Below are 19,237 nucleotides of genomic sequence, written 5' to 3' on the forward strand. Positions count from 1 at the left end.
CTTCACGTAGTCAGCGTGGCCCGGGCAGTCGACGTGTGCGTAGTGGCGGTTAGCCGTTTCGTACTCGACGTGCGCGGTGTTGATGGTAATACCACGTGCCTTTTCTTCCGGCGCTGCGTCGATCTGGTCGTACGCCTTCGCCTCGCCGCCGAACTTGGCGGTCAGAACCGTCGTGATCGCTGCCGTCAGCGTGGTCTTGCCGTGGTCAACGTGACCGATCGTGCCCACGTTCACGTGCGGCTTGGTCCGTTCGAATTTACCTTTTGCCATGTTTCTCTTCTTTCAAAAAAGTGATGAATCGGTGACTGTGCTACGCGGACCCAGCCCATGCCGGGCCCGCTGCGTGCTCAAATGAGCGCCGATGCTTACTTCGCCTTCGCGCTGATGATCGCGTCGGCCACGTTACGCGGTGCTTCTGCGTAGTGCTTGAATTCCATCGTGTACGTTGCACGACCTTGCGTCAGCGAGCGCAGCGAGGTCGAGTAGCCGAACATTTCCGACAGCGGCACTTCAGCGCGAACGATCTTGCCGCCGCCAACCATGTCTTCCATGCCCTGGACGATACCGCGACGGCCCGACAGGTCGCCCATCACGTTGCCCATGTAATCTTCCGGCGTTTCGACTTCGACTGCCATCATCGGTTCGAGGATGACCGGCTGCGCCTTGCGCATTGCTTCCTTGAACGCCATCGAACCGGCCATGCGGAACGCATTTTCGTTCGAGTCGACGTCGTGGTACGAACCGAACGTCAGGTGAACCTTGACGTCGACGACCGGGAAGCCCGCCAGCACGCCTGCCTTCAGCGTGTCCTGGATACCCTTGTCGACCGCGGGGATGTATTCGCGCGGAATCACACCACCCTTGATCTCGTCCAGGAACTCGTAGCCCTTGCCCTGTTCGTTCGGCTCGAGCGTGATGACCGCGTGACCGTACTGGCCGCGACCACCCGACTGCTTGACGAACTTGCCGTCCACGTCCTTCGCCGTTGCGCGGATCGTTTCGCGGTAGGCAACCTGCGGCTTGCCGACGGTCGCTTCCACGCCGAATTCGCGCTTCATGCGGTCGACCAGAATTTCGAGGTGGAGCTCGCCCATGCCCGAAATGATGGTCTGGCCCGATTCCTCGTCCGTCTGGACGCGGAACGACGGATCTTCCTGCGCCAGGCGGTTCAGGGCGATGCCCATCTTTTCCTGGTCAGGCTTGGTCTTCGGTTCGACGGCCTGCGAAATCACCGGCTCCGGGAACACCATGCGTTCCAGGATGATCGGGTTTTGCGGGTCGCACAGCGTGTCGCCCGTGGTCGCTTCTTTCAGGCCAACGGCTGCAGCGATGTCGCCTGCACGAACTTCCTTGATTTCTTCGCGGTTGTTCGCGTGCATCTGAAGAATACGGCCAAGGCGCTCCTTCTTGCCCTTGGTCGAGTTCAGCACGGTGTCGCCCGAGTTGACGATGCCCGAGTACGCGCGGAAGAAGATCAGCTGACCGACGAACGGGTCGGTCATGATCTTGAACGCGAGTGCCGAGAACTTCTCGTCGTCGGCTGCACGGCGCTCTGCCGTTTCACCGTTTTCGAGTTCGCCCTTGACCGGGGGAATATCCACCGGCGACGGCAGGAAGTCGATCACGGCGTCGAGCATGCGCTGCACGCCCTTGTTCTTGAACGCGGTGCCGCACAGCATCGGCTGGATTTCGCACGCGATCGTACGGTCGCGCAGTGCCTTGACGACTTCGGCTTCCGAAAGCTCGTCGCCGCCGAGGTACTTTTCCATCAGCTCTTCGCTGGCTTCAGCTGCCGACTCGATCATCTTTTCGCGCCACTCGTTGCACGTGTCAACGAGTTCTGCGGGGATGTCGACGTAGTCGAACTTCGTGCCTTGCGAGGCCTCATCCCAAATGATCGCCTTCATCTTGATCAGGTCGACCACGCCAGTGAACGTGTCTTCAGCGCCGATCGGCACCACGACCGGAACCGGGTTCGCTTTCAGACGCGTCTTCAGCTGGTCGTAGACCTTGAAGAAGTTCGCGCCGGTACGGTCCATCTTGTTGACGAACGCGAGACGGGGAACCTTGTACTTGTTCGCCTGACGCCACACCGTTTCCGACTGCGGCTGCACGCCGCCCACTGCGCAGTAGACCATGCACGCGCCGTCGAGCACGCGCATCGAGCGCTCGACTTCAATCGTGAAGTCGACGTGGCCCGGGGTGTCGATGATGTTGATGCGGTGCTCGGGGTAGTTGCCGCCCATGCCCTTCCAGAACGCGGTCGTAGCAGCGGACGTGATCGTGATACCACGCTCCTGTTCCTGCTCCATCCAGTCCATGGTCGCGGCGCCGTCGTGAACTTCACCAATCTTGTGGTTCACGCCGGTGTAAAACAGAATGCGCTCGGTCGTCGTCGTCTTGCCGGCGTCGATGTGAGCGCTAATACCGATGTTACGGTAGCGCTCGATAGGAGTCTTGCGAGCCACTTTGATCCTCTATCAGGAGGTGCGCGCCGGATCGATCCCGACCGGGTTGACCCAACGCGCCTGAACACAAACGGGCGAGGCGCTCGATAAGCGCACCCGCCCGGAATTTTTTCCGTTTTTTGAGCAAACCCCGGTAGGGGTTTTCTCTTAGAAGCGGAAGTGCGAGAACGCCTTGTTCGCTTCTGCCATCCGGTGAACTTCGTCGCGCTTCTTCATCGCGCCGCCACGGCCTTCGGCCGCTTCGGAGAGTTCACCTGCCAGACGCAGGGCCATCGACTTCTCGCTGCGCTTCTTCGCGGCTTCACGCAGCCAACGCATCGCCAATGCCATACGACGCGAGGGGCGCACTTCGACCGGAACCTGATAGTTCGCACCACCAACGCGGCGGCTCTTCACTTCCACCACCGGCTTCACGTTGTTGAGCGCGACAGTGAACACTTCCAGCGGGTCCTTGCCACCCTTGGTCTGGATCTGTTCGAAAGCGCCGTACACGATACGCTCGGCAACCGACTTCTTGCCGGAGAGCATCAGCACGTTCATGAACTTGGCTACATCAACGTTGCCGAACTTCGGATCCGGCAACACTTCCCGCTTGGGGACTTCGCGACGACGCGGCATGTTTCTTCCTTTAACTTTTCAGTTGAAGCGCGGGTTCGAACCTTGCGCTCCGCGGCCACCAACTAACCCGATTCATCCATTACGACTTACCAGCCTGGTCGGGTGACCACTTACTCGACAGCACCGGCCAATCCGGCACCTGTCGCTTTTATCGCCGGCACTCGAAAGCGCAGACGACGCCTGACTCTTACTTCGCAGCCTTCGCGCGCTTCGCGCCGTACTTCGAACGAGCCTGCTTACGATCCTTGACGCCCTGGGTATCCAGCGAGCCACGAACCATGTGGTAACGCACACCCGGCAAGTCCTTCACACGACCGCCGCGGATCAGCACGACCGAGTGTTCCTGCAGGTTGTGGCCTTCACCACCGATATACGAAATGACTTCGAAGCCGTTCGTCAGGCGCACCTTGGCGACCTTACGGAGTGCCGAGTTCGGCTTCTTCGGCGTCGTCGTGTACACACGGGTGCACACGCCGCGACGCTGCGGGCAGTCCTGCAGGGCCGGCGACTTGCTCTTCGTAGCTTCCGAAGCGCGGCCTTTGCGAACCAGTTGATTGATGGTTGGCATTGTTTATTCCTGAAATTGAACAAAATCGACGTATTTATTTCCGGGCAAAGCGGAAAACCATACGTATCGAACTCCGGAATTCGTGTTTGACGTTAGTTTTCGTCAAATCAATTGACGAGCACAGACGTCCCAAAGACCGGAACCCAACATGATATTCCGAAAAGACCAAGCGAGTCAATGGGTTGCGGCATTTCGGACGACGGAGGAAGTGACAGCGCCGTGACAATTCGGCCGCGTCCGGAATACGCGGCGGGAACAGCGCGCCTTATTCGTCGCCGACGACCTCGACGAGCTCCTCGCCAAAGCGCTCGAGCTTGCGTGCCCCGATGCCCGGGATGTCACGCAACTCGTCCACCGACTCCGGGCCGTTGCGCGCGATTTCCGCCAGCGTGGCGTCGTGGAAGATGACGTAGGCCGGCACGCCCTCGCTCTTCGCGGTTTCGGTGCGCCACAGGCGCAGGCGCTCCCAGCGCGAGCGCTGGCGCGGGCTCATGCCAAGGGTCGGATCGGCACGCTCACTCGTGCGGCTCGACGACGTGCGCGTACGCGTGGGCTTCACGTAACGGCGCATCGTGACATTCTGCTCGCCCTTGAGCACCGTCTTGCTCGCCTCGGTGAGCACGAGCGAGCCGTAGCCGTCGTGGTCGACGGTGAGATAGCCGAATGCCACCAGTTGCCGGAAGATTGCGCGCCATTCCGGCTCGGAAAGCGCGGAGCCAATGCCGAAGGTAGAGATTTTCTCGTGCCCGCGCTGCAGGATCTTCTCGTTGCGGTTGCCGCGCAGGATGTCGATCAGGTGGCCGGCGCCGAAATTGAAGCCGCTCGCGCGCTGCGCGCGGAACACGCACGAGAGCGCCATCTGGGCCTCGCGCGTCGCGTCCCACGTGGCGGGCGGCTCGAGGCAGGTATCGCAGTTGCCGCACGGCTTGCTCTCTTCGCCGAAGTACGCGAGCAGGCGCACGCGCCGGCATGTGGCCGCTTCGCACAGGCCGAGCAGTGCGTCGAGCTTGCCGGTCTGTACGCGCTTGTGCTGCTCGTCGGCCTCGGACTCGTCGATCATCTTGCGCTGCTGCACTACGTCGCCGAGACCGTAGGCCATCCACGCATTGGCCGCCAGCCCGTCGCGCCCCGCGCGGCCGGTTTCCTGGTAGTAGCCTTCCACGCTCTTGGGCAAATCCAGATGCGCGACGAAGCGCACGTCCGGCTTGTCGATGCCCATGCCGAATGCGATGGTGGCGCACATCACCACGCCCTCCTCGCGCTGGAACATTTCCTGGTGCTTCTGGCGCACCTCGAATTCCATGCCGGCGTGGTATGGCAGCGCGCGCAACCCCTGCCCTTTCAACCATTCCGCCGTTTCCTCGACCTTGCGACGCGAGAGGCAATAGACGACGCCGGCATCTGTGGTGCCGTCGGCGCGCGTATGCTCCGCGCGGATGAAGTCGAGCAACTGCGAACGCGCATTATCCTTTTCGACAATGCGGTAGCGGATGTTCGGCCGGTCGAAACTCGAGACGAACACGCGGGCGTCGTCGAGCGCCAGACGGTGAGCGATCTCGTCGCGCGTGATGGCGTCGGCCGTTGCCGTGAGCGCGATGCGCGGCACGTTCGGAAAGCGCTCGTGCAGCACCGAGAGCTGGATATATTCGGGCCGGAAGTCGTGGCCCCATTGCGAGACGCAGTGCGCTTCATCGATCGCAAAGAGGCCGATGCGCGTGCGCTCGAGCAGGTCGAGAAAACGCGCCGTCATGAGGCGCTCGGGAGCGACGTAAAGCAGGTCGAGATCGCCTTCGCGCAGCGCCCGCTCAGTAGCCGCCGCTTGGGCGCCGCTCAGCGTCGAATTCAGATAAGCGGCGCGCACGCCCACTTCCGTGAGCGCGGCCACCTGGTCCTGCATGAGCGCGATGAGCGGCGACACGACGATGCCGGCACCGAGCCCGGCTTCGTGCCGCACGAGCGCGGGAATCTGGTAGCAGAGCGATTTGCCGCCGCCGGTCGGCATGAGCACCAGCGAATCGCCGCCCCCCGCAACGTGCTCGACGATTTCGGCTTGGTGCCCTCTGAACGCGGGATAGCCGAAGACTTCGTTGAGGATTTCGAGGGAACGGGACATGAAAGCGGTGAGCGTGCGGAGAGAAGGCGGTGGGCGGGATTTTACCAACCCGGACGCGCCTTAACCGCCGCTACCGTGAAGATTGGCCATTCGGCCAGGAGAAACCGTTGAAGTCGCGCGCGCAGATCGCGCACGCGAACAACCAGGACGAAGCGGGTTCGTCAGGCAGCGAGGCGCCGGCGCACGATCCGCAACGCACCGACGATCGTTACGACGGCCACGATGGCCGCTGCGATCGTGAATGCGCTGGCCCCGAAGAGCACGACGTTGGCGCCGACGAACATCAGCGAGCCGATCGTCAGCAGCGCAGCGCCGCCCTTAAGCCTGCCCGCCAGCAGCATGATGAAACCGATGATCAGGAATGCCCACATCACGAGGAAGGTCGCGAAGAAGTTCGCTGCGGACTGATTGCTGACGTGATGCAGCAGCTGCGAAAAGCTGGCGACACACGCCGCCAGATTCAGGATGAGACCGACCCCGACCACCCACATGATTACCGCCTCCAGATTCAGATGAATGCCGCCAGTGTCGTACGAAAAGACCCACACAGGCGGACTTGGCGCGCTACGTTAGCACGCCTCACCGAGGTGCGCAGCGAGCGGGCCGGCACTGCGGCACGAGGCCGCAGGCGTAACCGGGAAACGCGAGCGCCAATAAAAAAGCCGCCCGGTGAAAACCAGGCGGCTTTTGCGAGGGCATGTGAGCCCGAAGCGAAAGGCGGCTTGCGCCGCCCCGCGCTTACTCGTCCGTCGTATGCGGCTGTTGCGGCACCGGCTCGGCGGCCGGGGTTTCCGGCGTACCGAACTCGAACGCTTCTTCCGCTGCGATCTGGTCGAAACGCTCGCGATCCGACGATTCCTTCGCACGGCGCGCCTTGTGGAAGGCGAGACCCGTACCAGCCGGAATCAGACGACCGACGATCACGTTTTCCTTCAGGCCACGCAGATCGTCGCGCTTGCCCATGATCGCCGCTTCGGTCAGCACGCGGGTCGTTTCCTGGAACGATGCCGCCGAGATGAACGAATCGGTCGAGAGCGATGCCTTCGTAATACCGAGCAGCACGTTCTCGTACGTTGCCGGGCGCTTGTCCTCGGCGTTCATCTTGTCGTTTTCGTCCAGCATGTCCGAACGCTCGACCTGCTCGCCCGGGATGAAGCGCGTATCACCGTTGTCGGTGATCTGCACACGACGCAGCATCTGACGCACGATCACTTCGATGTGCTTGTCGTTGATCTTCACGCCCTGCAGACGGTACACGTCCTGCACTTCGTCCACGATGTAACGCGACAGCGCTTCGATACCCTGCAGACGCAGGATGTCGTGCGGATCGGCCGGGCCGTCCACGATCATTTCGCCCTTGTTGACGACCTGACCGTCGTGGACCAGCACCTGCTTTTCCTTCGCGATCAGGAACTCGTGCTGATTGCCTTCGAGGTCCGTGATAACGAGACGCTGCTTGCCCTTCGTGTCCTTACCGAACGACGTCGTACCCGTGACTTCCGCCAGGATACCTGCGTCCTTCGGCGAACGTGCCTCGAACAGTTCCGCCACACGCGGCAGACCACCGGTAATGTCACGCGTCTTCTGGGCTTCGGTCGGGATACGTGCGAGCACTTCACCGACCTGCACCTGCTGACCGTCCTTCACGGTGATCAGTGCGCCGACCTGGAAGCCGATTTGCACCGAATGCTCCGTGCCCGGGATCTTCACTTCGTCGCCGTTGGCGTCGAGCAGCTTGACCTGCGGACGCACGCTCTTCGCCGCCTGCGAGCCGCGGCGCTTCACGTCGATCACGACCAGGGTCGACAGACCCGTGACGTCGTCGATCTGCTTGGCCACGGTCACGCCTTCCTCGACGTTCTCGAACTTCACCGTACCGCCGTACTCGGTGATGATCGGACGCGTGAGCGGATCCCACGTTGCGAGCTGCGTGCCGGCCTTGATCGCCGCGCCATCGAGCTGCAGCAGCGTCGCGCCGTACGGCACCTTGTGACGCTCGCGCTCGCGGCCGTGATCGTCGGCGATGATGGCTTCGCCCGAACGCGAGATGACGACTTGCTCGCCCTTCGCATTCGTGACGTAACGCATCGTCGCCGTGAAGCGCACGGTACCGTTCGACTTGGCTTCCACCGACGAGGCCACTGCCGCACGCGACGCCGCACCACCGATGTGGAACGTACGCATCGTGAGCTGCGTGCCCGGTTCGCCGATCGACTGTGCCGCGATCACGCCGACGGCTTCGCCGACGTTCACGCGCGAGCCGCGGCCGAGGTCGCGGCCATAGCACGAGGCGCACAGGCCGTAGCGCGTTTCGCAAGTGAGCGGCGTGCGCACGCGCACTTCGTCGATGCCGAGGCTTTCGATCGTTTCGACCGCGTCTTCGTCGAGCAGGTCGCCCGAAGCGTAGATCGTTTCCTGGGTTTCCGGATTGACGACGTCTGCCACCGCCACACGGCCGAGAATACGGTCGCGCAGCGCTTCGACGACTTCACCGCCTTCCACGAGTGCCTTCATCGCCACGCCATTCGACGTGCCGCAATCTTCCTCGACGACCACGAGATCCTGCGTCACGTCGACAAGACGACGCGTCAGGTAGCCCGAGTTCGCGGTCTTCAGTGCCGTATCAGCCAGACCTTTACGTGCACCGTGGGTCGAGATGAAGTACTGCAACACGTTCAGACCTTCGCGGAAGTTCGCGGTAATCGGCGTTTCGATAATCGAGCCGTCCGGCTTCGCCATCAGGCCGCGCATACCCGCCAGCTGGCGAATCTGCGTCGCGGAACCCCGCGCGCCCGAGTCGGCCATCATGTAGATCGAGTTGAACGATTCCTGACGCGTTTCCTTGCCGTCGCGGTCGATCACCGGTTCCGTCGCGAGCTGCTCCATCATCGCCTTGCCGACCGCTTCCGACGTGTTCGACCAGATGTCGACCACGTTGTTGTAGCGTTCCTGCGCGGTGACGAGACCCGACATGTACTGACGGTCGTACTCCTTCACCTTCTTTGCGGCTTCGCCGACGATGGTTTCCTTCTGCGGCGGCACGAGCATGTCGTCCACGCAGATCGAAATACCGGCGCGCGTTGCGAGGCGGAAGCCCGACTGCATCAGCTGGTCAGCGAAGATCACCGTTTCGCGCAGACCGCACTTACGGAACGCGGTGTTGATCAGACGCGAAATTTCCTTCTTCTTCAGCGGCTTGTTCAGCACCGAGAACGGCAGGCCCGGCGGCAGGATTTCCGACAGGATCGAGCGGCCGACGGTCGTCGCGTACAGCGAGATCTTCGGCACGAACGCCGGTGCGCCTTCCGACTTGTCCTCGTTGTGGACCATTTCGGTAATACGCACGTTCACGCGCGAGGCCAGCTCGACTTCCTTGTTCTCGTACGCGCGGAGCACTTCCGACACGCCCGTGAACGTCATGCCTTCGCCCTTGCCGTTGATCGCTTCACGCGTGGCGTAGTACAGGCCCAGCACGATATCCTGCGACGGCACGATCGACGGATCGCCGTTGGCCGGGAACAGGACGTTGTTCGACGCGAGCATGAGCGTACGCGCTTCCATCTGCGCTTCGAGCGACAGCGGAACGTGGACAGCCATCTGGTCACCGTCGAAGTCGGCGTTGAACGCCGCGCAAACGAGCGGGTGCAGCTGGATTGCCTTACCTTCGATCAGCACGGGCTCGAAAGCCTGAATGCCAAGACGGTGAAGAGTAGGCGCACGGTTGAGCATGACCGGGTGTTCGCGGATCACCTCTTCCAGGATGTCCCACACCACCGGCGTCTGGTTCTCGACTTCCTTCTTCGCAGCCTTGATGGTCGTCGCAACGCCCATCGTTTCCAGCTTGTTGAAGATGAACGGCTTGAACAGTTCGAGCGCCATCAGCTTCGGCAGACCGCACTGGTGCAGCTTGAGCGTCGGACCCACCACGATGACCGAACGGCCCGAGTAGTCCACGCGCTTGCCCAGCAGGTTCTGACGGAAGCGGCCGCCCTTACCCTTGATCATGTCGGCGAGCGACTTCAGCGGACGCTTGTTCGCGCCCGTCATCGCCTTGCCGCGACGACCGTTGTCGAGCAGCGAGTCAACCGCTTCCTGGAGCATCCGCTTTTCGTTGCGGACGATGATCTCCGGCGCCTTGAGCTCGAGCAGACGCTTCAGACGGTTGTTACGGTTGATGACGCGGCGATACAGATCGTTCAGGTCCGAAGTCGCGAAACGGCCACCGTCCAGCGGCACCAGCGGACGCAGTTCGGGCGGCAGCACCGGCAGCACTTCGAGCACCATCCATTCGGGCTTGATGCCCGAACGCTGGAAGGCCTCGAGCACCTTCAGGCGCTTCGCGTACTTCTTGATCTTCGCTTCCGAGCCGGTGTTCTTCAGCTCGGTGCGCAGCGTTTCGACCTGCTCGTCGATGTTGATCGCGCGCAGGAGTTCACGCACGCCTTCCGCGCCCATTTCGGCACGGAATTCGTCGCCGTATTCCTCGACCTTGTTGTAGTAATCCTCTTCGGTCATGATCTGCCGCGCCTTCAGCGGCGTCATGCCCGGTTCGATCACCACGTATGCCTCGAAGTACAGCACGCGCTCGATGTCGCGCAGCGTCATGTCGAGCACCATGCCCAGACGCGACGGCAGCGACTTCAGGAACCAGATGTGAGCGACCGGCGAGGCCAGCTCGATGTGGCCCATGCGTTCGCGACGCACCTTGGCGAGCGTGACTTCAACGCCGCACTTCTCGCAGATCACGCCACGGTGCTTCAGGCGCTTGTACTTGCCGCACAGGCACTCGTAGTCCTTGATCGGCCCGAAGATCTTCGCGCAGAACAGACCATCCCGTTCCGGCTTGAAGGTACGGTAGTTGATGGTCTCCGGCTTCTTCACTTCGCCGAACGACCACGAGCGGATCTTGTCCGGCGAGGCCAGACCGATCTTGATCGCGTCAAAAACTTCTTCTTGTTGGACTTGCTTGAATAGATCGAGCAGAGCTTTCATTGCCTTCTCTCCGTAGTCCGATTAGTTGCGGTCGAGGTCGATGTCGATGCCGAGCGAGCGGATTTCCTTCACCAGCACATTGAAGGATTCCGGCATGCCCGCGTCGATCACGTGGTCACCCTTGACGAGGTTCTCATACACCTTCGTCCGGCCCGTCACGTCATCGGACTTCACCGTCAACATTTCCTGCAGCACATACGAAGCGCCATACGCTTCGAGCGCCCACACTTCCATTTCACCGAAACGCTGACCACCGAATTGCGCCTTACCACCCAGCGGCTGCTGCGTAACGAGCGAGTACGGACCCGTCGAACGCGCGTGCATCTTGTCGTCGACAAGGTGATGCAGCTTCAGGTAGTGCATGTAGCCCACGGTGACCGTACGCTCGAACATCTCGCCCGTGCGGCCGTCGTACAGACGCACCTGGTTCTTCGAGGGCGTCATGCCGAGGTTCTGGGCGACGTCGTCCGGGAACGCCAGGTCGAGCATCTTGCCCATTTCCTCTTCGGTCGCACCGTCGAACACCGGCGTTGCGAACGGCACGCCTTCGCGCAGGTTCTTCGCCAGTTCGAGGATCTCGTCGTCGCTGAAGCTGTCGAGGTCTTCCTTGTGGCCCGATTCGTTGTAGATCTTCGTGAGGAATTCACGCAGCTCCGCAACCTTCGTCTGACGCGCAAGCATTTCGCCGATACGCCAGCCCAGACCCTTCGCGGCCCAACCGAGGTGCACTTCGAGAACCTGACCCACGTTCATCCGTGACGGCACGCCGAGCGGGTTCAGCACGACGTCTGCCGGACGGCCGTCGGCCATGTACGGCATGTCTTCGATCGGAACGATCTTCGACACCACACCCTTGTTACCGTGACGGCCTGCCATCTTGTCGCCAGGCTGCAGACGGCGCTTCACCGCGAGGTACACCTTGACCATCTTCAGCACGCCCGGCGGCAGTTCGTCGCCTTGCGTGAGCTTCTTGCGCTTCTCTTCGAAGGCCAGATCGAACTGGTGACGCTTCTCTTCGATCGAGTTCTTGATCGCTTCGAGCTGCGCCGCTGCTTCTTCGTCCGCGAGGCGGATGTCGAACCAGTGGTAGTGATCGAGATCTTCGAGGTACGCGCGCTCGATCTTCGTGCCCTTCGCGAGCTTCTTCGGACCGCCGTTCGCGACCTTGCCTTCGAGCATGCGTGCGAGACGCTGGAACGCGTCGCCTTCCACGATGCGCAGCTGGTCGTTCAGGTCGAGGCGATAGCGCTTCAGTTCATCGTCGATGATCTGTTGTGCACGCTTGTCGCGCTGGATGCCTTCACGCGTGAACACCTGCACGTCGATGACCGTGCCGCTCATGCCCGAGGGCACGCGCAGCGACGTATCCTTCACGTCCGAAGCCTTCTCGCCGAAGATCGCGCGCAGCAGCTTTTCTTCCGGCGTGAGCTGGGTTTCGCCCTTCGGCGTGACCTTGCCCACGAGCACGTCGCCCGCTTCGACTTCCGCGCCGATGTACACGATGCCCGACTCGTCGAGACGGCCAAGCTGCACTTCCGCGAGGTTCGAAATGTCGCGCGTGATTTCTTCCGGTCCGAGCTTCGTGTCGCGTGCAACGACGTTCAGTTCTTCGATGTGAATCGACGTGTAACGATCGTCCGCAACCACCTTCTCCGAGATCAGGATCGAGTCTTCGAAGTTGTAGCCGTTCCACGGCATGAACGCGATCAGCATGTTCTGGCCGAGCGCGAGCTCGCCCAGATCGGTCGATGCGCCGTCAGCCAGCACGTCGCCGCGCGCAACCTTGTCGCCCATCTTCACGATCGGACGCTGGTTGATGTTCGTGTTCTGGTTCGAACGCGTGTACTTGATGAGGTTGTAGATGTCCACGCCGACTTCACCGGCGACAGCTTCATCATCGTTCACGCGAATCACGATACGGCCCGCGTCGACGTAGTCGACCACGCCGCCACGCAGCGCCTGAACCGTCGTACCCGAGTCGACCGCAACGGTGCGCTCGATACCCGTACCGACGACCGGCTTTTCCGGACGCAGGCAAGGCACGGCCTGACGCTGCATGTTCGAGCCCATCAGTGCACGGTTCGCGTCGTCGTGCTCGAGGAACGGAATCAGCGAGGCTGCAACCGAGACGATCTGCGACGGCGCCACGTCCATGTACTGGATGCGGTCCGGCGTGACCATCAGCGTTTCGCCCGCTTCGCGCGACGAAACGAGTTCGTCGGTCAGCGTGCCGTCTTCAGCCACTGCCGCGTTCGCCTGAGCGATCACGTAACGGCCTTCTTCGATCGCCGACAGGTAGTCGATCTGGTCGGTCACCTTGCCGTCTGCAACCTTGCGATACGGCGTTTCGAGGAAGCCGTATTCGTTCAGGTGCGCGTACAGTGCGAGCGAGTTGATCAGACCAATGTTCGGACCTTCCGGCGTCTCGATCGGACACACGCGGCCGTAGTGGGTCGGGTGCACGTCGCGGACTTCGAAGCCTGCGCGCTCACGCGTCAGACCACCCGGGCCCAGTGCGGAAACGCGGCGCTTGTGCGTGATTTCCGAGAGCGGATTGGTCTGGTCCATGAACTGCGACAGCTGCGACGAACCGAAGAACTCGCGAATCGCCGACGAAATCGGCTTCGAGTTGATCAGGTCGTGCGGCATCAGGTTTTCGCTTTCGGCTTGGCCGAGGCGTTCCTTCACTGCACGTTCGACGCGCACGAGACCCGCGCGGAACTGGTTCTCCGCGAGTTCGCCCACGCAACGCACACGACGGTTGCCGAGGTGGTCGATGTCGTCCACTTCGCCCTTGCCGTTGCGCAGCTCGACGAGGATCTTGATGGTCGCGAGGATGTCGTCGTCCTGCAGCGTCATCGGGCCGACGATTTCGTCACGGCCCACGCGGCGGTTGAACTTCATACGACCCACCTTCGAGAGGTCGTACGCTTCCTCGCTGTAGAACAGGCGGTTGAACAGCGCCTCGACCGCTTCTTCGGTCGGCGGCTCGCCCGGACGCATCATGCGGTAGATCGCGATGCGCGCAGCCATCTTGTCGGCGGTTTCGTCGATACGCAGCGTCGACGAGATGTACGGACCCTGGTCCAGATCGTTCGTGTAGAGCGTCTGGATGTCCTTGATCTTCGCTTCGCGCAGCTTCTCGAGCACGCTTTCGGTGATCTCGTCGTTCGCGTTCGCGATCACTTCGCCCGTGTCGCCGTCGACGACGTTCTTCGCGAGAACGCGGCCGAGCAGATAATCTTCGGGGACCGAAATGTACGTCGTCTTCGCGCTTTCGAGGTCGCGAATGTGCTTGGCGTTGATCCGCTTGTCCTTCTGGACAATGACCTTGCCTTCGCGATCGCTGATGTCGAAGCGCGCGACTTCACCGCGCAGGCGCTCCGGCACGAACTCCATCTGCGCGCCTTCCGGCATCAGCGTGAAGTTGTCGAACACGAAGAAGTTCGCGAGGATCTGTTCCGGCGTGAGGCCGATGGCCTTCAGCAGGATCGTGACCGGCATCTTGCGGCGACGGTCGACGCGGAAGTACAGCACGTCCTTCGGATCGAACTCGAAGTCGAGCCACGAACCGCGGTAAGGAATGATACGGGCCGAGAAGAGCAGCTTGCCCGAGCTGTGCGTCTTGCCCTTGTCGTGTTCGAAGAACACGCCAGGCGAGCGATGCAGCTGCGAGACGATGACACGCTCGGTGCCGTTAATGACGAACGAACCAGTCGGCGTCATGAGCGGAATTTCGCCCATGTACACTTCCTGTTCCTTCACTTCCTTCACGACCGGCTTGCTCGGCGATTCCTTGTCGAGCAGGACGAGACGGACCTTGGCGCGCAGCGCCGAGCAGTACGTCAAGCCGCGTTGCTGGCATTCCTTGATGTTGAATGCCGGCGACGACAGCATGTAGCTGACGAACTCTAGACGAGCAAAGCCGTTATGGGAAACAATAGGAAAAACGGACGAAAACGCTGCCTGCAGACCTTCCGGTTTGCGTTGTGCGGTCGCCGTTTCTGCTTGCAGGAATGTGCTGAATGATTCAAGCTGGGTAGCCAGCAGGAAAGGAACCTGGTGAACGATGGGGCGTTTCGCGAAACTCTTGCGAATACGCTTCTTCTCGGTGAAGGAATAGTGCATACGATCTCCGAATCACGGCGGGTAGGACGACCCGAGTGTTCACCGACTGAGACCCGATGGCTTCGCGAGCCCTGGAAGCTTGGTGGTTGGCCTCTACCAACCGCTGGCTGACGGCAACGGATTTCGGCTTGTCATAACGTGCCCGCTGCCCGACCAAACTTGCCTTCTGCAGTCGCTTCAGAAGACAAAGAGAAGCGTCGTGCGCACGGATGGTGCCCCTGAGGCCCTCACCCGGCGAAAGACGTTTTTCTTTGGCTTCTGGGTCCCGCATCCCGCCTCCGACTTCTAAAAAATCGAACACAAAAACGCAGAACCCACAAAGCACAAAAAGGCCGGCGGTGTAAAAACCGCCAGCCTTCGCACAGCGCGCTGAAACTTACTTGATTTCAGCCTTCGCGCCGGCTTCTTCCAGCTTCTTCTTCGCTTCTTCAGCAGCAGCCTTGGGCACCGCTTCCTTCACGGGCTTCGGTGCACCGTCGACCAGGTCCTTCGCTTCCTTCAGGCCGAGACCCGTCAGTTCACGAACGGCCTTAATGACCGAAACCTTGTTTGCGCCTGCTTCGAGCAGGTTGACCGTGAATTCGGTCTGCTCTTCGACAGCAGCAGCAGCGCCGCCGCCTGCCGGGCCAGCGACTGCCACAGCAGCTGCCGACACGCCAAACTTCTCTTCGAAAGCCTTGACCAGTTCGTTCAGTTCGAGAACCGACATCGAGCCAACGGCTTCGAGGATGTCTTCTTTTGCGATTGCCATTTGAAATTACTCCAGATTTGAATTCGGAAACAGCTAGCGATCTTTCTCGCTTGCCTGTGTTCGTGCGCTTGCCTGAAATCAGGCAGCTTCTGCTTGCTTCTTTTCCGCCAGCGCGGCCAGGGCGCGCGCCATACCGGAAACAGGAGCCTGCATAACGAACAGCAGCTTCGAGAGCAGTTCTTCGCGGCTCGGGATGCTGGCCAGCGCTTGCACGCCTGCCTTGTCCATCACGTTGCCTTCGTAGGAACCAGCCTTGATGACCAACTTGTCATTGCCCTTCGCGAAGTCATTGACGACCTTCGCAGCAGCAATTGCATCTTCCGAGATGCCGTAGATCAGGGGGCCAGTCATCTGCTCTGCCAGCGGAGCAAACGGGGTACCTTCAACGGCGCGACGCGCCAGCGTGTTCTTCAACACGCGGAGGTACACCTGCTGCTCACGCGCTTTCGCGCGCAGCTTGGTCAGATCGCCAACCGCGATTCCACGATACTCGGCCAACACGACGGTCTGAGCCTTCGCGACTTGCGCGGAGACTTCAGCCACGACGGCCTGCTTACCTTCTTTGTTCAGTGGCACGGTTAACCTCCAGATTCGACACACTTGGCTTTCGCTACATGTGCCGCGTTCAACAACGGCGACCGACCAGTCCGGAGTAACTCAGCTTGCATCGTCAGGCGTTACCGCCTGCGTCCGCTCACATCAGCACTTCAAAACCTTTTCGGGTTCGCCATCTGCGTTGGCTTTGCATTAAGGAAGCACCCAACTGCTGCACTTCCGCCAACGGTCTTTGACAACCGGTTGCACCGCGCTTGCTGCCGCTGCACAACCGCCCAAAGCCCTTTAAGTCCGCGCTGCCGCCCTCTCAGGCCTCAGCGCGGCAAAACTATTACGCTGCGAGCGACGTCTGGTCGACGCGAACGCCAACGCCCATCGTGCTCGAGACAGCGATCTTGCGCAGGTACACGCCCTTGCTCGTTGCCGGCTTCGCCTTGGTCAGCGCTTCGAGGAGCGCGTCCAGGTTGCTGCGCAGCGCGGTCGGCTCGAACGATGCACGGCCGATGGTCGCATGGATGATACCGGCCTTGTCGACACGGAATTGCACCTGACCAGCCTTCGCGTTCTTGACCGCGGTCGCCACGTCCGGCGTCACGGTGCCGACCTTCGGGTTCGGCATGAGGCCGCGCGGGCCGAGGATCTGACCGAGCGTACCGACGACGCGCATCGTATCCGGCGAAGCGATCACGATGTCGAAGTTCAGGTTGCCGCCCTTGATCTGCTCGGCGAGGTCTTCCATACCGACGATCTCTGCGCCTGCTGCCTTGGCTTGTTCAGCCTTTTCACCCTGCGCGAACACCGCAACGCGGACCGACTTGCCGGTACCAGCGGGCAAAACGACCGAGCCGCGAACGACCTGGTCCGACTTCTTCGCATCGATGCCGAGCTGCACAGCAACGTCGATCGACTCGTCGAACTTCGCCGTGGCGCATTCCTTCACGAGCGACAGTGCGTCGCCGATCGGGTACTGTTTTTGGCGGTCGATCTTGGCAGCCAGTGCCTTTTGACGCTTCGAAACCTTAGCCATTTACACGCCCTCCACGACGATGCCCATCGAACGGGCGCTACCAGCGATCGTGCGAACCGCTGCATCCATATCGGCTGCCGTGAGGTCCGGCATCTTGGTCTTGGCGATTTCCTCGGCTTGCGCGCGGGTGATCGTAGCGACCTTGTCGGTGTGCGGCTTGGCCGAACCCTTGTCGACCTTCGCTGCCTTCTTGATCAGAACCGTAGCCGGCGGCGTCTTCAGGATGAACGTGAAGCTCTTGTCCGCGAATGCCGTGATCACGACCGGAACCGGCAGACCCGGTTCCATGGCTTGAGTCTGCGCGTTGAACGCCTTGCAGAACTCCATGATGTTCAGGCCGCGCTGACCCAGTGCCGGGCCGACCGGCGGCGACGGATTGGCTTTACCTGCAGGAATCTGCAGCTTGATAAAGCCGATGATTTTCTTTGCCATGTTGAAAACCTCTTTGGAACGCGTGAGCGTTCTGGTGAGTGGTAGCGCGCGTTCGCCACAATCTTCGCTGTGCCAACTGCTTTGGCGACATCTACAGCCGACTGGACTACTGGCGCTCCTCTACGGCCATAACGCGGACCGTAAGCGCGGAAAAACGGACCGCACCGGAGGCGCGATCCGTAGTATTCGATTTACAGCTTTTCGACCTGGCCGAATTCGAGTTCGACCGGTGTGGCGCGACCGAAAATGGTGACGGAGACCCGGACGCGCGATTTCTCGTAGTTGACTTCTTCGACGCTGCCGTTGAAGTCTGTGAACGGACCTTCCTTCACACGGACCATCTCGCCGACTTCGAACAGGGTCTTGGGGCGCGGCTTCTCAACGCCTTCCTGCATCTGCGACATGATCTTTTCGACTTCGCGCGGCGAAATCGGGCTCGGGCGATTACGGGCGCCGCCGACGAAACCGGTCACCTTTGCCGTGTTCTTCACGAGGTGCCACGTTTCGTCCGTCATTTCCATCTCAACCAGGACATAGCCCGGGAAGAAACGACGTTCGGTCACCGATTTGTGACCACCCTTCACCTCGACCACTTCTTCAGTCGGAACAAGGATCTGGCCAAACTTGTCCTGCATGCCAGCACGTTCGATGCGCTCCTGAAGCGCACGTTGCACGCTCTTCTCCATGCCGGAGTAGGCGTGCACCACATACCAACGCTTTCCGCTCGGGGATGCCGGTGTATCGCTCATATCATTTCCAACCCAGAATCGCCGAGAAAATCACCCATTCGATGGATTTGTCGCAAACCCACAGAATGATGGCCATGGCCAGCACAAAACCGAAGACCACCAGGGTCGTTTGCGTGGCCTCTTTGCGAGTCGGCCAGACGACCTTGCGAACTTCCTTGTACGAGTCTTTGGCAAACGCGATGAAGCTCTTGCCAGGCGCCGAGAGAAGACCGACTACCACCCCCGCGATCACGCCCACTGCGAGCGCTGCACCGCGGACATACCACTCCTGGCTACCGAGCCAGTAGAACCCTACGAACCCGGCCACAACCAACAATACGCCCGCCGCAAGCATCAGCTTGTCGCTGGAAGTATTAACAGTTTCGACGGAAGGATTCGCCATAACACCTTAAAGAACAACGCGCCGAGGCGCGAGAAGTTGGCAGGGGCAGAGGGAATCGAACCCCCAACCTTCGGTTTTGGAGACCGACGCTCTGCCAGTTGAGCTATACCCCTAAACCATTTTGGGGTTGGCGGCATCGCCAACCCCGAAACCACTTAGTCGATCAACGAGACTGGCAAAAACTTACTCGATGATCTTCGCAACCACGCCGGCGCCGACGGTACGGCCACCTTCGCGGATTGCGAAGCGCAGACCTTCTTCCATCGCGATCGGAGCGATCAGCTTCACCGTGATCGACACGTTGTCGCCCGGCATGACCATTTCCTTGTCCTTCGGCAGCTCGATCGAGCCCGTCACGTCCGTCGTACGGAAGTAGAACTGCGGACGGTAGTTGTTGAAGAACGGCGTGTGACGGCCGCCTTCGTCCTTGCTCAGCACGTACACTTCAGCCGTG

14 protein-coding genes, 1 tRNA gene and 1 pseudogene are annotated in these 19,237 nt (G+C 61.0%); all 16 read right to left on the reverse strand.

Annotated features, from left to right (window positions below; all coding sequences use genetic code 11):
- A partial coding sequence (locus M3I53_RS37080; protein WP_254320704.1) for a GTP-binding protein occupies positions 1 to 270 on the reverse strand: 270 nt, incomplete at its 3' end.
- Between the two features lie 95 nt (positions 271 to 365).
- Positions 366 to 2,468 carry an elongation factor G gene (gene fusA / locus M3I53_RS37085; RefSeq protein ID WP_254320705.1) on the reverse strand — a complete coding sequence of 701 codons (2,103 nt, stop codon included), beginning with the start codon at positions 2,466 to 2,468 and terminating at the stop codon, positions 366 to 368.
- Positions 2,469 to 2,615: 147 nt separating this feature from the next.
- Positions 2,616 to 3,086, reverse strand: coding sequence for a 30S ribosomal protein S7 (rpsG, locus tag M3I53_RS37090; RefSeq protein ID WP_006053291.1), 471 nt, complete (start codon positions 3,084 to 3,086; stop codon positions 2,616 to 2,618).
- 187 nt (positions 3,087 to 3,273) lie between these two features.
- Complete coding sequence (gene rpsL / locus M3I53_RS37095) at positions 3,274 to 3,654, reverse strand: 30S ribosomal protein S12 (RefSeq protein ID WP_027797953.1); 381 nt, start codon at positions 3,652 to 3,654, stop codon at positions 3,274 to 3,276.
- Positions 3,655 to 3,919: 265 nt separating this feature from the next.
- The gene (gene recQ, locus M3I53_RS37100) at positions 3,920 to 5,767 is read right to left on the reverse strand and encodes a DNA helicase RecQ (protein ID WP_254320706.1); all 1,848 of its coding nucleotides are present in this window, start codon (positions 5,765 to 5,767) and stop codon (positions 3,920 to 3,922) included.
- A 161-nt stretch (positions 5,768 to 5,928) separates the two neighbouring features.
- The gene (locus M3I53_RS37105) at positions 5,929 to 6,258 is read right to left on the reverse strand and encodes a hypothetical protein (protein WP_254320707.1); all 330 of its coding nucleotides are present in this window, start codon (positions 6,256 to 6,258) and stop codon (positions 5,929 to 5,931) included.
- 247 nt (positions 6,259 to 6,505) lie between these two features.
- Positions 6,506 to 10,759 carry a DNA-directed RNA polymerase subunit beta' gene (rpoC, locus tag M3I53_RS37110; RefSeq protein ID WP_254320708.1) on the reverse strand — a complete coding sequence of 1,418 codons (4,254 nt, stop codon included), beginning with the start codon at positions 10,757 to 10,759 and terminating at the stop codon, positions 6,506 to 6,508.
- A gap of 21 nt (positions 10,760 to 10,780) precedes the next feature.
- Complete coding sequence (gene rpoB, locus M3I53_RS37115; protein WP_069269333.1) at positions 10,781 to 14,887, reverse strand: DNA-directed RNA polymerase subunit beta; 4,107 nt, start codon at positions 14,885 to 14,887, stop codon at positions 10,781 to 10,783.
- 376 nt (positions 14,888 to 15,263) lie between these two features.
- Positions 15,264 to 15,638, reverse strand: a complete 375-nt coding sequence (rplL, locus tag M3I53_RS37120; protein WP_028229634.1) for a 50S ribosomal protein L7/L12 — start codon at positions 15,636 to 15,638, stop codon at positions 15,264 to 15,266.
- A 78-nt stretch (positions 15,639 to 15,716) separates the two neighbouring features.
- Positions 15,717 to 16,214 (reverse strand): 50S ribosomal protein L10, encoded by a 498-nt coding sequence (gene rplJ, locus M3I53_RS37125; RefSeq protein ID WP_254320709.1) that lies wholly within the window; start codon positions 16,212 to 16,214, stop codon positions 15,717 to 15,719.
- A gap of 310 nt (positions 16,215 to 16,524) precedes the next feature.
- Positions 16,525 to 17,220, reverse strand: a complete 696-nt coding sequence (gene rplA, locus M3I53_RS37130) for a 50S ribosomal protein L1 (RefSeq protein WP_028208937.1) — start codon at positions 17,218 to 17,220, stop codon at positions 16,525 to 16,527.
- Positions 17,221 to 17,652: a 50S ribosomal protein L11 gene (gene rplK / locus M3I53_RS37135; protein ID WP_027797945.1), complete on the reverse strand. Its 432-nt coding sequence runs from the start codon at positions 17,650 to 17,652 to the stop codon at positions 17,221 to 17,223.
- A gap of 191 nt (positions 17,653 to 17,843) precedes the next feature.
- Positions 17,844 to 18,401 (reverse strand): transcription termination/antitermination protein NusG, encoded by a 558-nt coding sequence (gene nusG / locus M3I53_RS37140; RefSeq protein WP_028208939.1) that lies wholly within the window; start codon positions 18,399 to 18,401, stop codon positions 17,844 to 17,846.
- Position 18,402: 1 nt separating this feature from the next.
- The gene (gene secE, locus M3I53_RS37145; protein WP_028208940.1) at positions 18,403 to 18,783 is read right to left on the reverse strand and encodes a preprotein translocase subunit SecE; all 381 of its coding nucleotides are present in this window, start codon (positions 18,781 to 18,783) and stop codon (positions 18,403 to 18,405) included.
- Positions 18,784 to 18,820: 37 nt separating this feature from the next.
- Positions 18,821 to 18,896, reverse strand: a tRNA-Trp gene (locus tag M3I53_RS37150).
- A gap of 70 nt (positions 18,897 to 18,966) precedes the next feature.
- Positions 18,967 to 19,237: pseudogene (tuf, locus tag M3I53_RS37155) on the reverse strand (elongation factor Tu); the annotation flags it as partial.

It is taken from the genome of Paraburkholderia sp. CNPSo 3272 (assembly GCF_024206495.1).
Taxonomy (GTDB): Bacteria; Pseudomonadota; Gammaproteobacteria; order Burkholderiales; family Burkholderiaceae; genus Paraburkholderia.

Coding starts and splice junctions, on each gene's coding strand:
- M3I53_RS37105 (WP_254320707.1), bottom strand. CDS start 6,258: ATGTGGGTGGTCGGGGTCGGTCTCATCCTGAATCTGGCGGCGTGTGTC.
- nusG (WP_028208939.1), bottom strand. CDS start 18,401: ATGAGCGATACACCGGCATCCCCGAGCGGAAAGCGTTGGTATGTGGTG.
- rplK (WP_027797945.1), bottom strand. CDS start 17,652: ATGGCAAAGAAAATCATCGGCTTTATCAAGCTGCAGATTCCTGCAGGT.
- rpoC (WP_254320708.1), bottom strand. CDS start 10,759: ATGAAAGCTCTGCTCGATCTATTCAAGCAAGTCCAACAAGAAGAAGTT.
- rpsG (WP_006053291.1), bottom strand. CDS start 3,086: ATGCCGCGTCGTCGCGAAGTCCCCAAGCGGGAAGTGTTGCCGGATCCG.
- rpoB (WP_069269333.1), bottom strand. CDS start 14,887: ATGCACTATTCCTTCACCGAGAAGAAGCGTATTCGCAAGAGTTTCGCG.
- recQ (WP_254320706.1), bottom strand. CDS start 5,767: ATGTCCCGTTCCCTCGAAATCCTCAACGAAGTCTTCGGCTATCCCGCG.
- rplA (WP_028208937.1), bottom strand. CDS start 17,220: ATGGCTAAGGTTTCGAAGCGTCAAAAGGCACTGGCTGCCAAGATCGAC.
- rplL (WP_028229634.1), bottom strand. CDS start 15,638: ATGGCAATCGCAAAAGAAGACATCCTCGAAGCCGTTGGCTCGATGTCG.
- rpsL (WP_027797953.1), bottom strand. CDS start 3,654: ATGCCAACCATCAATCAACTGGTTCGCAAAGGCCGCGCTTCGGAAGCT.
- secE (WP_028208940.1), bottom strand. CDS start 18,783: ATGGCGAATCCTTCCGTCGAAACTGTTAATACTTCCAGCGACAAGCTG.